The 14,729-nt window shown below is 53.2% G+C and carries 15 protein-coding genes and 1 pseudogene; 7 read left to right on the forward strand and 9 right to left on the reverse strand.

What is annotated here, in order from left to right; translation table 11 throughout:
* Positions 1-59 precede the first annotated feature (59 nt).
* The 7 genes and pseudogenes from AB4P92_RS00275 to AB4P92_RS00305 all read right to left on the reverse strand — a co-directional run.
* Positions 60-900, reverse strand: a pseudogene (locus tag AB4P92_RS00275) (transposase); the annotation flags it as partial.
* A gap of 313 nt (positions 901-1,213) precedes the next feature.
* Positions 1,214-1,630, reverse strand: a complete 417-nt coding sequence (locus tag AB4P92_RS00280) for a nuclear transport factor 2 family protein (protein WP_169905012.1) — start codon at positions 1,628-1,630, stop codon at positions 1,214-1,216.
* A gap of 87 nt (positions 1,631-1,717) precedes the next feature.
* Complete coding sequence (locus AB4P92_RS00285) at positions 1,718-2,338, reverse strand: NADPH-dependent F420 reductase (RefSeq protein ID WP_169905010.1); 621 nt, start codon at positions 2,336-2,338, stop codon at positions 1,718-1,720.
* Between the two features lie 94 nt (positions 2,339-2,432).
* Positions 2,433-2,753 (reverse strand): hypothetical protein, encoded by a 321-nt coding sequence (locus AB4P92_RS00290; protein ID WP_232104043.1) that lies wholly within the window; start codon positions 2,751-2,753, stop codon positions 2,433-2,435.
* A gap of 6 nt (positions 2,754-2,759) precedes the next feature.
* Positions 2,760-3,374: an NAD-dependent epimerase/dehydratase family protein gene (locus AB4P92_RS00295; protein WP_232104042.1), complete on the reverse strand. Its 615-nt coding sequence runs from the start codon at positions 3,372-3,374 to the stop codon at positions 2,760-2,762.
* 47 nt (positions 3,375-3,421) lie between these two features.
* A complete protein-coding gene (locus AB4P92_RS00300; protein ID WP_169905008.1) occupies positions 3,422-4,390 on the reverse strand; it encodes an SDR family oxidoreductase in 969 nt (322 codons plus the stop codon).
* Positions 4,391-4,436: 46 nt separating this feature from the next.
* Positions 4,437-5,105 (reverse strand): NADPH-dependent F420 reductase, encoded by a 669-nt coding sequence (locus tag AB4P92_RS00305; RefSeq protein ID WP_186351747.1) that lies wholly within the window; start codon positions 5,103-5,105, stop codon positions 4,437-4,439.
* 126 nt (positions 5,106-5,231) lie between these two features.
* Between AB4P92_RS00305 and AB4P92_RS00310 the strand changes: the two genes are divergently transcribed.
* Positions 5,232-5,684: a helix-turn-helix domain-containing protein gene (locus tag AB4P92_RS00310; protein WP_169905006.1), complete on the forward strand. Its 453-nt coding sequence runs from the start codon at positions 5,232-5,234 to the stop codon at positions 5,682-5,684.
* Between the two features lie 561 nt (positions 5,685-6,245).
* Here AB4P92_RS00310 and AB4P92_RS00315 read toward each other — a convergent pair.
* A complete protein-coding gene (locus tag AB4P92_RS00315; RefSeq protein WP_169905004.1) occupies positions 6,246-6,431 on the reverse strand; it encodes a hypothetical protein in 186 nt (61 codons plus the stop codon).
* A gap of 556 nt (positions 6,432-6,987) precedes the next feature.
* On the opposite strand from AB4P92_RS00315, the gene AB4P92_RS00320 reads away from it, so the two are divergent.
* The 6 genes from AB4P92_RS00320 to AB4P92_RS00345 all read left to right on the forward strand — a co-directional run bounded on the left by AB4P92_RS00320 (position 6,988) and on the right by AB4P92_RS00345 (position 13,369).
* A complete protein-coding gene (locus tag AB4P92_RS00320; protein WP_169905002.1) occupies positions 6,988-7,995 on the forward strand; it encodes an alpha/beta hydrolase in 1,008 nt (335 codons plus the stop codon).
* Between the two features lie 72 nt (positions 7,996-8,067).
* The gene (locus AB4P92_RS00325) at positions 8,068-8,442 is read left to right on the forward strand and encodes a nuclear transport factor 2 family protein (RefSeq protein WP_169905000.1); all 375 of its coding nucleotides are present in this window, start codon (positions 8,068-8,070) and stop codon (positions 8,440-8,442) included.
* A gap of 369 nt (positions 8,443-8,811) precedes the next feature.
* Positions 8,812-9,474 carry an NADPH-dependent FMN reductase gene (locus AB4P92_RS00330; RefSeq protein ID WP_232104041.1) on the forward strand — a complete coding sequence of 221 codons (663 nt, stop codon included), beginning with the start codon at positions 8,812-8,814 and terminating at the stop codon, positions 9,472-9,474.
* A gap of 674 nt (positions 9,475-10,148) precedes the next feature.
* Positions 10,149-11,768 (forward strand): methyl-accepting chemotaxis protein, encoded by a 1,620-nt coding sequence (locus AB4P92_RS00335; protein ID WP_169907388.1) that lies wholly within the window; start codon positions 10,149-10,151, stop codon positions 11,766-11,768.
* A 27-nt stretch (positions 11,769-11,795) separates the two neighbouring features.
* The gene (locus tag AB4P92_RS00340) at positions 11,796-12,953 is read left to right on the forward strand and encodes a hypothetical protein (protein WP_169907387.1); all 1,158 of its coding nucleotides are present in this window, start codon (positions 11,796-11,798) and stop codon (positions 12,951-12,953) included.
* 11 nt (positions 12,954-12,964) lie between these two features.
* A complete protein-coding gene (locus AB4P92_RS00345; RefSeq protein ID WP_197881985.1) occupies positions 12,965-13,369 on the forward strand; it encodes a phosphate ABC transporter substrate-binding protein in 405 nt (134 codons plus the stop codon).
* A 446-nt stretch (positions 13,370-13,815) separates the two neighbouring features.
* Here AB4P92_RS00345 and AB4P92_RS00350 read toward each other — a convergent pair whose 3' ends face one another.
* A complete protein-coding gene (locus AB4P92_RS00350) occupies positions 13,816-14,430 on the reverse strand; it encodes a TetR/AcrR family transcriptional regulator (RefSeq protein ID WP_169906577.1) in 615 nt (204 codons plus the stop codon).
* Positions 14,431-14,729: the final 299 nt, after the last annotated feature.

Here is a 14,729-nt window from a genome sequence, read left to right on the forward strand (position 1 = left end):
GAACGGTGCTTCGTACTTGCGGCGATCCCATTTCTCGCGAAATTATGCAAAATTGCATTCCATATGACCACCTGATTGCATCGGTAAGCAATATTGCCGATGAGCCGATCTGGCTTGATATCTAAGTATTCTTCGACCCGCTCGATCATCGTTTTGTTGCCCTCGACCTCGGCTGCTCGGTGATCCGGTTTCGGCTTTACGTTCAGGGGCACGCCGTGTTCGACACCAATCATATAGTTGGTCGAGTAAGCGCAGAACGCTTGGCTTTATGAAACTGCTGTCCAACGAGCGAGGTGATCTGTTAGCGACACATGCTTGTGCAGTACTTCGGTCAGAGCCTCTTCATCCAGCGCTTCAAAGTACTGACGGACGGCGCGAGTACTAAAAGACGGATCGCTCGACTTGAACTCTTCGTTCCCAGGTACGTCACGTTGCCGCCGGTCATCCGCTTTGATTACGTTGGCGTCCACAGCAAAGCCTTCGTCCTTGACCAAACCTGCGTCCACGCAGCGACGTAGCACCTCGTCAAATAGCCATCGAAACAGCGAACCATAGCGGAAACGGCAATGCCGTTTTTTGGAAAACTAAGAGTGATCGTGGACTTAGTCTTCGAGGCTCAAGCGGAAAAATCCGCGATACGCCGGGCTCAAATGAGCCTTTGTACAATCTGCGTTCGGAGCAAATACCTTGGCAGTAGCCCACGATCAGCAGGCGATTCATCAGCTCCGGACCAATCGAAGGACGCCCAATCGTGCTGAAGAAATCGGCGAGGTAATCGAGGAGACCGCTCATAGTGACGCATCGATGAATGTCGCGCAGGAGGTGATTGGCTGGGATGTGATCTTTGATGCTGAACGAATAAAACAGTCGCTCTTTTCCGCTCGACAATTGTCCCGTCATGCCTCGAATCCTCCCGCCGGCCAGGCAGGTGATCTACTTTTTCAACATAATCGAACAAAGTCGCCAATCAAATGACCGAAAGTCAGGGGCGATTCATTGCGAATCTTGTACGCGTTTGCGCGCTTTTGTACCGCTGCCGCTTCACTCGGTGAAACCTGTCAATTTGACTGTAGCGAAGAAGGGCCGCCGATCGTTGGCCCCTTTCGACACATCCAGATCTCCTACATGAATCTGTACGCCAGTCGCGCATTCGGGTTAGTCAAAATCAGCAATCCGCCCTGTATCAATGTTCACTCGGCAAGGTGGGTCAGTTTCAATTAGCGCCAACAGCTCGCGCTATCACTGAGGACCGTGCCAGTGCTTGCGTGTCGATATATTCGCGAATGTTTGTCACTTTGCCGTTCCGAACAATCACGGCGAAGACGAAATGGTCCTCGAATGTCCTGTTCGTGGCCTTAACTTTTTCAGTGACGAACCCGACCATCAGAACCCGATCTCCCTGCGCTACAAATTCGGTGGGGTCTGGGAATGAAGTTTCCATTTCGCAGGCCTTCTGAAGCAAATCCTCCAATCCCTGGTGCCCGCGGTGCGTGCCGGCCAGCGGCCAGCCCTCGCCAGGAATGATCCACTCGATATCTTCGGCAGACAACGCCTGCAGACCTGGCTTATCGCTGCGGGCCATGGCCGCAAAAAAATGCTTAACAATCTGGACGTTCTCTTGTGTGCTCATCGAAATTTTCCATTTCCTTATCCAGGATCGTGTCCGATCTAACCCGACACATTGTTGGCCTGCTGGTGAGGACGTGGTGTCGGTGATTCAGCCGATATCGACATTCATGGCGATGTCCCAGGTGCCGGCGCCGTTTTTAGCCAGGCCGATCATCATCAGACCGAGCCACTCGAGCGACTGGGCCATCTGCAGGTTGCCGACATCCAACGGACGCAGCCCGAGACTCTCGAGGAAGGTCGAGACGCGCGCCTTGGCGTGCGCATCGTCCACCGCGATGAACGCGTCGAGGCGTTTATCCTTGGCCAGTACGTGGCCGAAGAGGGTATTGAACGCCTTGACGACATGCGCGCTGGTCGGGGCGACCTTGGCGATTTCCTGCGCGCCGGAACTGCCGTGGGGGGTGACGAGGCCCGAGAGATCGGGAGCGACCGGGTTGGTGATATCGATGATCACCTTACCCTCGAGCGCTTTGCCAAAGTCGGCCAGTACCGCCACCGCATTGGTGTATGGCACGGCGAGAATGACAATGTCGCCCGCCGGAGTCGCGCCGTAAGTCCCGGTGATCGCTGCGGATGCGAGCTTGTCGGCAAGCGCCTGCGCCTTGGCGTGATCGCGGCTGACCACCTCGACAGTGTGTCCGGCCTTGGCGATACGGCCGGCGATCGCCGTGGCCATGCCTCCCGAACCGATGATGCTGATAGTGCTCATGTGCAGTCTCCGTTCTCAAATCTGGTATTTTTCAGCTTTTGCGGGCGGGTTACGCCGTCGCGGCTTGGGCACCCGCCGGTGTGCCGTCACATCATCAGGCGGCCGGGAAGTAATGACCGCTATCAAGATCGGCGAAGAGTCCGGGCTGGGTCGGCTCCCAGCCAAGAACCCGGCGCGTGATGGCGTTAGATGTCGGGGTGTCCAGCGTGACCAGATTCGCAAGGAACCCGAAGTAGCCAGGCAGCATCAGCACGTCCGCGGGAATAGACACGGCCGGCAGATTCAACCGGGTGGCAATGGCTTCGGCGATCTGGCGGTACGGTATAGCCACTTCGGCGATTGCATGCCAGCTTCTGCCCGCGGCACCTTTTTCCAGCGCCAGACGAAACACGCTGGCGAGGTCACGGGCATGCACGGCCCCCTAACGGTTGGCACCGTCTGCGGGGTAGCCGACGACCCCCTTTTCCTTGGCCAGCCCGATCAATAACGGAAGGAAGCCGGCGTTATCGGTGGAGCTGTGCATGATCTCAGGGCTCCTCACGATAGACGACCGTATGCCCTTTTCGGCGAGACCGATCACCGTGGTTTCCACGATGTTGCGAACCCGCAGGGTATTGTTGTACGGATCGCCGCCGGGAAGGGGCGGATCCTCCTCGGTGGCCGGCCGACCCAGGCCCTCCCATCCGGGCGAGCCGACGCTTCCAGACACGACCAACGGCTTTGCGCTTGCGGCCAGTGCTTCGCCATAGGCGAGCATGATCTCAAGCTCCGCGGCCGCAACGGCGTTGATCCCGCCGGTTGGAATCAGGTCCTGCCGGTGTGCGAGGTGAATGACGCCGTCCGAGGCGGCGGCCGCTTCCTTTAGCCCGTCGAGATCCTCGAGATTGCCGCGACGTACCTTGGCGCCGAGCGCAGCAGCCTGCGCCGCGGCCTTGTCGGATCGAGCCAGGGCGGTGACCTCATGGCCGGCGGCGATAAGATCGGAGATGATGTACGGACCGGAATGGCCGGTGCCGCCGGTAACAAAAACGTGCATATGCGCGCTCCTTGTGGGTGATGGCCATTGGCGTCAGCGCCCCGTCGTCAGCTCAAATCAGCCGGAGCAAAGTAATGGCCGTTGTCCAGGTCCTCGATCAGACCGGGCTGAACGGGGTCCCAGCCAAGAGCCTGGCGGGTGATGGCGTTCGACGCGGGGAGGTCTAGCGCGGCCACTGCCGCCAGGAAGCCAAAGTAGCCCGGCAGCATCAGTTCGTCGGCGGGGATGCTCACGGCGGGTATTCCCAGGCGAGCGGCTATAGCCTCGGCGATCTCGCGGAACGGGATTCCCTCGTCTCCGATCGCGTGCCAGGTTTTGCCTGCGGCCCCCTTCTCGAGCGCCAGGCGGAACAGAGAGGCAAGGTCGCGGGCGTGCACAGCGGGCCAGCGGTTCTTGCCGTCTCCCGGATAGCCGGCGAAACCCTTTGTTCTCGCGAGCATGATCAGCTGCAGGCGACCGGTCGCACTGTGTAAGAGAGTGGGAATCCGCACGACCGACGATCTGACACCTCGCTCGGCGAGAGCCACGACGGTGGTTTCCACGATATTGCGTGCCACCAGAGTGCCTGAATCGATCGGGCCGCTCGGTAGCGCAGGATCATCCTCGGTCGCAGGTCGGCCCAGACTGACCGGTGCGCCGATAGGCGCCGCTCTGCCCACGTTCATCGGCGTGCCGATACTGCCTGCGACGACCAGTGGCTTATCCGTGCCCGCCAGCGCCTCGCCGAACGCGAGGACGGTCGCGAGTTCTGATTCGACTAAGGCGGCGATCCCGCCGGACCCAAGCAGTTCAGCCCTGTATCCGAGGTGGATGACACCGTCGGACTCGACCGCCGCCGCCTTGAGCCCCTCGAGGTCGGCAAGATCTCCACGATGCACCTTGGCGCCGAGTGCATACGCCGCTGCTGCGGACGCGTCTGACCTTGCCAGAGCGACGACCTCGTGGCCGGCGGTGATGAGGTCGGGGATGACGTACGAACCGACGTGGCCGGTGCCGCCGGTGACGAAAACGAGCATGTTATTGGTCCTTCTGAGCCGTGTGATGCGAGACGTGCGCCTGCGCTCAGCCAGGAAGGCTGACGCCGATCGCGAAATGGGTGTTTTTGACCGAGTGGGTCATGAGGCCCAGCGACAGCAGACAGACGTGCTCCAGCGTTCGAGCCATAAGCAGCGGCCCAGTGTCCAGCGGGCGCAGTCCGAGGCTTTTGATGAGCGCCGAAACGCGCGCCTTCGCCTGTGCGCCGTCCCCGGCGATGAACACGTCCAGCGGGTGCCCCACGAACGTACCGGCGGCCAGGACGTGGGAAAAGTGGGCGTTGAACGCCTTGACGACTTCGGCGCGAGCAGGGGCGGCGTTGGCGATCTCCTGTGCGCCGAAACTGTCCTGAGGGGTCACAAAGCTTGTGAGATCGGGGGCGACGGGGTTGGTGATGTCAACAAGAAGCTTGCCTGCCAGTGCTTCGCCGTATTGCTTCACCACGTCGAGAGCGGCGGAGTAGGGAACCGCCAGGATGACAATATCCCCGGTGGGGCCTGCGCCGAACGTTCCTGACGTAGCACCGGCTCCGATCTGCTCGGCCAGAGCCCGCGCCTTGGCGGCGTCACGACTCAACACCTGGACGGTGTGTCCGGCCTTGGCGGCAAGGCCGCCGATTGCTGCGGCCATGCCACCTGAGCCGATGATGCTGATAGTGCTTATGCGCAGTTTCCTTACAGCTATGGGGTTGATCATTCAAGACTGCCGGCGCATTCCGGCGACCGCGATCAACGTGCTAGCCATGCTGGTCGTTTCACTTTCAAAAAGCAAGCAACACATAGAAAATTACTTGCGCCATGCAAGCGATGCTAAGATTCAGCCATGAAGACAATTCTTAAAGAAGACTTTCGATCCCATTGCGCGGTGAACTACGGCGTGGAGATCTTTGGCGACCGATGGTCGCTCTTGATCATTCGCGACATCGTTTTTGTGGGAAAGAAGACGTATGGCGACTTCCTGAAATCGGAAGAGGGAATCGCGACCAATGTTCTCGCTTCCCGACTTGCCTTTCTTGAGGAGCAAGGCGTTCTCTCGAAGGCGCCCAGCCCCGACGACAGGCGCAAGGACTTCTACACGCTGACTGAGAAGGGCCTAGACCTCATTCCCATCGTGCTCAGCATCGTCCTTTGGAGCGCGAAGCACGATTCGAAGTCGTACGTACGGGGCCTCAAGGCGTTCATTACTCGATTGAGTCAAAGCCCCACGCAGGTAACCGAAGAGGTCAAGGCGTTGGTCCGTAATGGCGGATGTATGTTTCCTGAGATTAACGAATGAAGCAGACGGCAAGCGAAAAACGAGGTCGGAAACCTCGCAACCAGAACGGTCTTTTCCGAGCCCCGGTCAACTGGCACTGATAGAAATCACGAGCTGAGACAGGCACGCTGAGCTTCTTTGGTGAGGATCCGGCCAGGCGCTAAAGCCACGACCTGAACTCCACGACATTCTCGGCATGTGGATCAAAGTAGGGATGATCGTTAGCCTGGTTGTTTGCTGACATGAATTACCAGCGCCATTTGCCATACCGTTTGAATAGCGTCTTGCTCGGCGTCATCGCAGCTGTGTATCGGGGGGCTTCGAGAGCTAAACGAGGAGGCCAGAACACTCCCCCAGCGCGGTCGTTTGCGATCGGCAGCAACAGGTCGTTCTCCGTCAGTAGTCACTAAGGTGTTTGCTGGTCAAGTCGAATGCAAACGGTTGATCAGACCGGGGGCAATTGACTGGTCAGTGGCAACACAACCAGGTGGCCAAGTCTATGCGCTTACGCACACGTGCTACTCAACGGTAAGCGGGGCAGCCGTGAAATCGAGGTCCTCGCTGACGTCTTCGCCTATGTGCTCAAGCTGGCAGTCGCAAGCGCACCGAGTGTTTTCCTGTCGTGATGTACTGCGGGCACGGGAACTGCTTGAGCGGTTGAGTGCGCTTGTACTGTTGAAGTGGCTCGGCCAGTGCGGTCTGCGGATTGACCGCCTGCAGCTCGGATTCGATAGCCGCGAAAAGAGTGGCGAGCAAGTCATCGAGCAAACCGGCTCGACCCAGTCTCTTCTGCTCGCTGCGCTTGGCAAACGTGCTAGGTCTTCGATGATCTCGAACTGCTGGTCGCCGCAGATGGTTAAATCCTTCCTGTGCATATCCGAAACTGGAACGCTGAGATCGCCCGTATCCAGATCCCCGTATTGTAAGAAGACTCCTACAAACAACAGTGAGCGCAGAATGTTGGCAACCTCGGTTCCGCCCATGGGATCGAGTGCCATCCGTACGTCTTTACCACCAGTGATTTTAGGTTCGCGCTATGGCCCATAACCTTGGTTCGCGGATTAGGGGGCACTCGGCTGAAACCGTCTTGCAGAAATCCAGAGCCTATAGGCTTGGGGCGATCGTAGAGGAGGGCAGATATCAACCGCGTTAAGGTGAGTGGAGATCCGCTGCAGGAGACGCTGCTGAAATTGGGCGCAGGTAACGGGGGAGGGGTAGAAGTGATTTTACATTACAGTTGTTATGTCAGATAACGTCTGTTATGTTTCCCACAAGCAATAACGGTCGAAGATTTCACCGACTTCAGGCAGAGGGAGCAACCTAAATGAACGACGCAGTGCTTAAAGGTCATACCAAATCCGTCCCGTACGTCCGTCCAGACGCCGCCGAGTTTCTGGCCTGGAACAATGCTCGTCCTGAGTCACAGACCGGTGGCGATATGTCACCGCAGGCCATGCGGGCGTGGTACAGCAAACGGGCTGGCATCTGTGATTTGCCGGTTGGCAAGCTCGCGGAAACAAAGGATTTTTTAATCCCGACTCCTGCTGGCGAGATTCCCGGGCGGTTGTTTGATGTGCGTGCAAATCGTAGCGCCGGTCCAGTCGTGGTTTTTTATCACGGAGGGGGATTTGTTTTTGGCGATCTCGATAGTCATGCGGGTTTCTGCGCCGAGATGAGCCGCGTGTTGGATCTGCCGGTGGTTTCCGTTCAGTATCGATGTGCGCCTGAGGGGAAGTGGCCAGCCGCACCCGACGATTGTGAAGCTGCTGCGCGTTGGGTTGCGCAAAGCCCAGCACTGCTGGGCCGCTCTGTAACAAGCCTTGTGCTTTGCGGTGACAGTGCAGGTGGCACGTTGACGATTGTTGCAGCAATGGACTTACGGGATCGACCTGCGCAAGTACCGGTGATCGTGCAGGCGCCGATCTATCCGTCCACGGATGAGGGGGAGCAGTATCCTTCTTATCAAGAGTTCGCTGAAGGATTCTTGCTTACGCGGGTAGGTATGCAGTGGATGCAATTTCATTATTGCGCTGACGCATCAAGTTACCGAGCGGTGCCGATGAAGGGAGATCTCAAAGGATTGCCGCCTGCTGTGATATTGACGGCAGGTCTCGATCCGCTGCGCGATCAGGGCCGTGCTTATGCAGCGGCGCTGATTCGAGAAGGCGTATCGGTTACTTTCCGGGAAGCGATCGGCAACATTCATGGTTTCGTCAATCTGCGCAAGGCCATCCCTTCCAGTAACGGTGATATTGCGGACTATCTCGCTGTGCTGAGGCTTCAGATTGAGGAGTCAGAAGGGCTCCGAATCACAACAAAGGCTAGTGTCTGAGACATCGTCCAGTTTAAAGTTTTGAGTGCGTTGGGTTACTAACCAATTAACCGCCATTTAGGAGTATTTGTGATGCCGGAATCGATTACTGCTGCACGTCTTGATGAAATCATCGCCGCATTCAACAATCATGATGCCGATGCTGTCATTAGCTTCTTCGCGCCTGAAGGCGTTATGTTGTCTCCCGCTGGTAAAGAGGCTGTCGGAACAACCTTGCGTGGCCGGGACACGATACGAGCCGCACTCGCCAAACGATTCGCAGATTCCCCTGATATTCAGTGGACCGAAGGAAAGAATTGGATTTTTGGCAATAAGGCATTGAGTGAATGGCGTGTCCGGGGCACGACTCCTGGTGGCGAGATCATTGATACAATTGGCTGCGATCTATGGGAGTTTGAAGACGGATTGATCGTCAAAAAAGACACTTACTATAAACAAAAGACATAATTGTAATGCCACACTCGCGAGTGCTTCCGAGTCGGCTAACGGCTGTTCTGAAAGCCTGTTAAGTTTTTCTGGTGGCGGAGCGTGTTGCTACCTTAGATTCATATGCAACTCATGGTTAAATATGATAAATGCTAGCTTGCTAGTGGACGAGGGCTTTTGCCATTAAAAAAGAATATTGGCAGCCTGTGTTATTTATTAAATTTTCGATGGCGCGCTTGAGCGGTTTGTTTAGGCGTCGAAGATAATTAATAATAAATATTGGATTTTCCATGTGCGGCATACGGCATCTTTTAAGTTGCCACTCGCGCATCAAGCGAATTTTAGTGTTTCTGTCTGTAAATAAATATCTACGTGGTATTGAGGCGGATGATGACAATGCAAAAAATACTGAGAGAGGCAACAGCAAAGCTGCACGTGGGTGCTACTAACGTGACCGAGAAGGTTGATAATTACGTTAGTGAACCCGCGCACCAATTAATCGTCGGTATTGGCGGAACAACTCGACCAGGCTCGTCGACAGAGCGTGCATTACGCATGGCGCTGAAAGCAGCCGAAGAGCAGGGAGCACGGACGATATTATTCGATGGTCCTTTCCTCGCATCCCTTTCGATGTATGACCCTGCTTCAGAGCGCAACGACGCAGAAAGGGAATTCATCGAAGCTGTACGGAGCGCTGATGGTTTAATTATTGCCAGTCCTGCTTACCATGGTGGCCTATCAGGCTTGGTGAAAAACGCGCTTGACCTGCTTGAAGAGACCTCTAAGGATAAACGTCCCTATCTGCACAGCCGACCTGTGGGGCTTATTGTCACGGCCTATGGTTGGCAAGCGACAGGCGCTACGTTGGCATCCCTGCGGACTATCGTTCACGCTTTGCGTGGCTGGCCGACTCCGTTTGGCGCTGGTTTCAACACCTTGGAGAGCCGATTCGCTGAAGACGGGACTTGCTCCGATAGTTCCGCTGCTTCCTCGCTGGCACTGGTAGCGCAGCAAGTGATGAGCTTCAGCTGTACTGATAAAAATCATAGTTAATATCCCTGCGCTCCGGCTGAAAATAGTCTAGTAAAGTGTTGCTTCGCCTGTTTTTATGTGGCGGTTTTGGCATGTTTATTTCTGGCTGTCACTTCCTGTTTCAAGTTGAAGCAGGAGCACACAGTCGACTGAGTGCCTACGTTCATCTCAGCGTATATGGCCGTAAAGTCTATTGTACTTCTGGTATCGACGTTCAATTGATTGTCGCGTAGTTTAATTGGCAAGGACTTAGCTGTTATAGATTCCACATATGGAGGGTATTGGGGGCGCTCTTAATGTTTTCACTACGCGCAAGGTTACCTTGTACTCTGCTTAGTCCGTGCCGGATATATTTTCCCGGTACCATGATTACTAGAATGTCACGAATATCACCGTTGCCTGCGAGCAATGCCAAGTTGAGGGTTGCTCATCTGCAATAGTGACAACAGTCGAATTGTAGTTCAATGTCTGGAATTGAAGCTCCTACAATATTCAGCGATTTTTTGTCAACTGAGTCCTTCTTGTTGTGCTTGGTGCTTAAGTATTAACCAGCACTCACTGAGCACTCATGGCTGGTCATGTTTTGCATTGTAGTAATAGGAGAATTACAGGGATTTTGATTTTGCGGTAATGAAAAAACGTAGATCTTATTGTCATTTTGCCCTGCCATGAGTCCTGAGGGGGGAGCTTTATTCATGCTGAAAAGTATATCGCTTACATTCAAGCTCTCTTTGCCGCCTATTGTGGCACTTGTCGGTCTATTGCTATTCGTGGCATTTACCGCCATACAGCTTGACAATAATGACATCCGGCTTGTGGCTTTAGAAAAGCAAAGTTATCCGACTCTCGAAAGCGCCGATGCGGTGATTTTCCAGTTCTCGCGCATTCCTGGTCTACTGAATAGCGCAGTTGCCGCTGGAGAAGTGGAAACCTTTCATGAAGCGCGAAAAGTGTTGGACGAGATTAGTATTAAGCAGCGAACATTACAAAGCTTGACCCAAGAGCAATACCAACGAAATCAAGAGCTTATCATTTGGATTGCAGCCGTAAAGAATTACACAGAAAACGCATTTTCGGCGACTGAGCAATTGTTAAAAGGCGCTGCCTTTGAAGATTTGCGTCCAAGCCTAGGCCGGATGGCGAGCGATTTAGATCAAGCGCAGAAAGCCGGAGATTTATTCCGCAAGCACGCTTATGAGGATTTTCAAACGAATTTAGCAAAAACACGTACCGAAAATGCTACGACCACTCGAGTGGGTTTTGGTCTAAGTATCATGTTGGCGCTATTGGTAAGTACCGGTTCGTTGATTGTGATCCGTCGCGTCATGAATAACGTTCATGGAGTTATCACGTCCCTTCAATCTATTGCAAGTGGAGACGGCGATCTTACCCGACGTGTCAACGTAGAAACACACGACGAAATAGGAGTGATGATCAAGCTTTTTAACGACTTCCTCGACAAGTTGCAGGGCACTATGCGGCAAATCATAAACGCGGCTAGCCCTTTGGGTCAAATGTCCAAAGAGTTGTATCGCCTAACCCAAGACACAGAAGAAAACACGCGTTCTCAGCAAGACCGCACTGATTCTATCAGCCGCGACATCTCCGCTATGACGCAGAGCATCCAGGAGGTGGCACGTCGCTCGCAGCAAGCTTCGGAGGAGGCCGCGGCAGCCTCGAAACAAGCCGAAGCTGCGCGGCAGAATATCGGTAGCTTGTCCTCCAGCGTCAGTGATTTGGGCGGTAGTGTGTTGGGCTCGGTACAGGCGATGCAGCAGTTGAAAGAGGAAACTCAACAAGTCGGTTCGGTACTGACGGTTATACGCAACATTGCCGAACAAACAAACTTGCTGGCTCTCAATGCCGCTATCGAAGCCGCTCGTGCTGGAGAGCAAGGTCGTGGCTTTGCCGTAGTGGCTGACGAAGTGCGCAATTTGGCCCAAAAGACGGCTATCTCAACAGCAGAAATTCAAAATATTATTCAACGCTTACAACAAAGCGCAAATGGTGTTCTGAGCGAGATGACTCTAAATGGGGAAAAAGCCGAGGCTAGCATTAAACGTTCAGTGGAGGCTACCCGTACCCTGGAAGTCATTACCAAGTCAGTTCTTCAGATCAATGAACTTAATGCTGGTATTGCTCAGTTTACCCAAGAGCAGATTAGTCTGTCTGACTCAATTCAGAAAGATACAGAAGTACTGCAGAGGGATACCCAAACCACCACGCATGGGGCCGATGCCACCGCGCGTCTTGGCGAGCAGTTAGTAAGTACCGGAGATCATTTACGCGCGGCTACAGTGCAATTTCGTGTCTAACCCTTGCAACCCGAAGAGCATCAAAAAATGAGAAATATTCGATTCCTCGGTCTCTCCGCATGTCTATTGAGTACATCTTCCTTTGCGTTGGAACAAGGTGAATATCGCCTGAATGGCTTCGGTACTGCAGGTATTACGCATTTAGGAGGAGAAGACAGCGGACGTGCCTACGGTGTAACGGGCCAGACAAATGACTCGTGGCGTGGCGATCAATTGTCTAAATTGGGCGGCCAAATCCAGTACGGTATTACTGACACCGTCGGTGTTACGTTGCAAGTCACCGTCAAGCCCCAACAAGATAACTGGAAGGCCAATCTAGAGTGGGCTTATCTGTCCTGGCAAACCACTGACCGTTTGATGTTGCGCGCCGGTCGCCTTCGCAACCCCGTTTACATGTATTCCGAAACGCTGGATGTGGGTTTTACCTACCCGTGGTTACGGCTACCTGACGAAGTTTATAGTCAGGTCCAGCTTAGCAATTACGAAGGTGCTGACGCCTTGTATACAATGCCAATATCGGTTGGTTCCGTGACTTTCCAAGTCGCGGCTGGCCAGGCCGTGAATCGTGATATTTTCGGATTAGGCAAGCTGTACGACATTGATTATAAGAAGATCTTTGCTACCAACATCAGTCTTGCTACAAATAGTTTCGGTACACTGCGTGTAGGCTACACTGAAGCTGATATTGACTCCGTCTACAACTCCGTCGTAACCACTTCGTCGGGTGATCGTTCCGATGTTAATTTTGGTAAACTGAGCAAGCAAAAAGGTAAGTTTACATCGGTCGGCTACCAGTACGACAATGGTACTTGGCTTACCTCTAATGAGCTTACTCGTCGCGTCATCGAAGCTGACGGTAATGTAGCCAGCAAAGCTTTTTACCTTATGGGTGGCCGCCGTTATGGCAATTTTCTGGCGCACGTCACTTATGCTCAGTTAGATGAGGATAATGGTCGTCAAGGTTCTTGGACTTATGGCTTGAACTACAATATTACACCTACCATAATTGTCAAAGGTGAGTACAAGCGAGTCGATACGAGCGGGAAATACAATGGTGTGTTCGTCGAGAGTGCTCAGGAAAACTACGATCATGCAGTTAACGCCGCAACTAATGGGGTTTCGGGAGTTCCTTCGCGCAACTATGACGGCGACATTATCAGTGTCGGCGTGGACTTTGTATTCTAAGGAGAACTCCCATGAAAACGTTTAATAGTGCTCTTGGCGTTTGCATTCTGATTTTCTCTGTCAATGCAGCACGAGCCGAAGTTGCAGTAATAGTAAATCTTGGGGCCAGCGTCACACCTTCGCAATCCGACGTAGCGAACATTTTCCTGGGTAAAGATAAGTCCCTTAAAGGAATTGACCAGAAGGACTGGCCTCCCGCTAAGGAAAAGTTCTATGGCGCAATTGTAAATAAAAACGAGTCACAATTAAAATCGTATTGGTCGGGACTGGTTTTTACCGGCAAAGGTCAACCGCTTCCAAGTGTTGCTGACGATGCTGCCGTGGTTGCTAAGATAAGCACTGAGCCTGATGCTATCGGCTATATCGATAGAGCTTCAGCTACAGAAAAAGTTAAAATTCTTTTCATTCTTCCCTAAGCACGATAATACAAATGAAATTTTTGATGCGAGCTCGAAATCAGCGTAAATAATGCCGTTTGGTCTTTTTGAAATATGTAATTATGTCCGCCGCTGTTAAATCGCTTTGCGAGAACCAGCGTACATAAAATGCAACAATATTTAGAGATGTAGTTCTTGGTTTGCTCGGTTGACGCATCAGTAGATCTTATTCATTTTGCAGTATTTAGCTGTGTTACACCTCCTTAAAACTTAACCACGTATGACATGGTTAATTAATTATGGGGGTGTTGCTTTGCGATAGGGTTTATGGCTTGCCATTAAAGTGTCGGGCAGCATCTCACTAATTATAATTAATCAGTGAGGGGCGTAAGATGCTGCTAATAATATCGGTAAAAAAGTCTATCGAAGGGGCTTGTGTTGCTGAATTAAATTGCAACGAAATCCTGGCTATTTATCTAGTGACCTCAAGAAGTTTCAATTAGATTTACGTCTTGCAGGAGTTTTTCCATGTGTGAGGCCACAACTTTTTTGAGCCGTTGGGTACTAAAGTATTGTGGCTCCAGTACAGCCTGTAGCCCTAATCCGTCAATAAGACTGATCGTGATATCTGTCCAGAGGCGCACATCAAGTTGTGGAGAGACCTCTTGGCTACGCTGAGCGGCCCGCATGAGCCCGCTTATGGCATTTCGCCATTCAGAATAGCGGTTATGGAGTTCTTGCGCCAGGTAAGGCTTACCAAGCGATTGTCCCCAGAACGCTATCCATACACGCCACTCAAGCTTACGGTCATCGTCGAGCGGCAGAACCTCAAGGAGAACCGCGTATAGCGTTTTGAGCGGCGATCCGCTAGACAGGTGCGATGCCATCCTCCTGGCCGCGGCAACGTGTACCTGACGCAAAGCCGCTACAAGAATTTCATCTTTATTGGCGAAATGATGCGTCACAAGCCCCGCTGTACATCCTACTTCAATTGCAATTCTTCGGATTGTCGCTGCTTCTAGTCCCTCAGTCGCTACGACTTTCCAGGTCGCTGCTAGCACCTCGTTGCGACGCTCCTCGTGATCTATTACCCGTGGCATAACTACTCCCAATTTAGCGTTCTTAGAACGCGTATTACAAAAAGAAACGCTGCGCGCAAAAAAAATGATTCGACCGGTTTGTAAAGCAAAATGGGTATGCGTTGAAGCATAAGCCCAATCAACGGGTTACCAAATATGGTCTTGCTGTGAGGCTGATCGTCGCCGTGCCAGCATACTGCATCCCCCGGACTAGACGCTATCGCGCTGGACCACTCCACAGCTACTCAGCGCCACCTTTTATCAGGCATCGAGTTGGTCCTGCATGTCGTGATTATAGGCTTGTGGTTTTTTACAAAACA

This window comes from Pseudomonas sp. A0308, assembly GCF_044218815.1.
GTDB classification, from domain to species: domain Bacteria; phylum Pseudomonadota; class Gammaproteobacteria; order Pseudomonadales; family Pseudomonadaceae; genus Aquipseudomonas; species Aquipseudomonas iridis.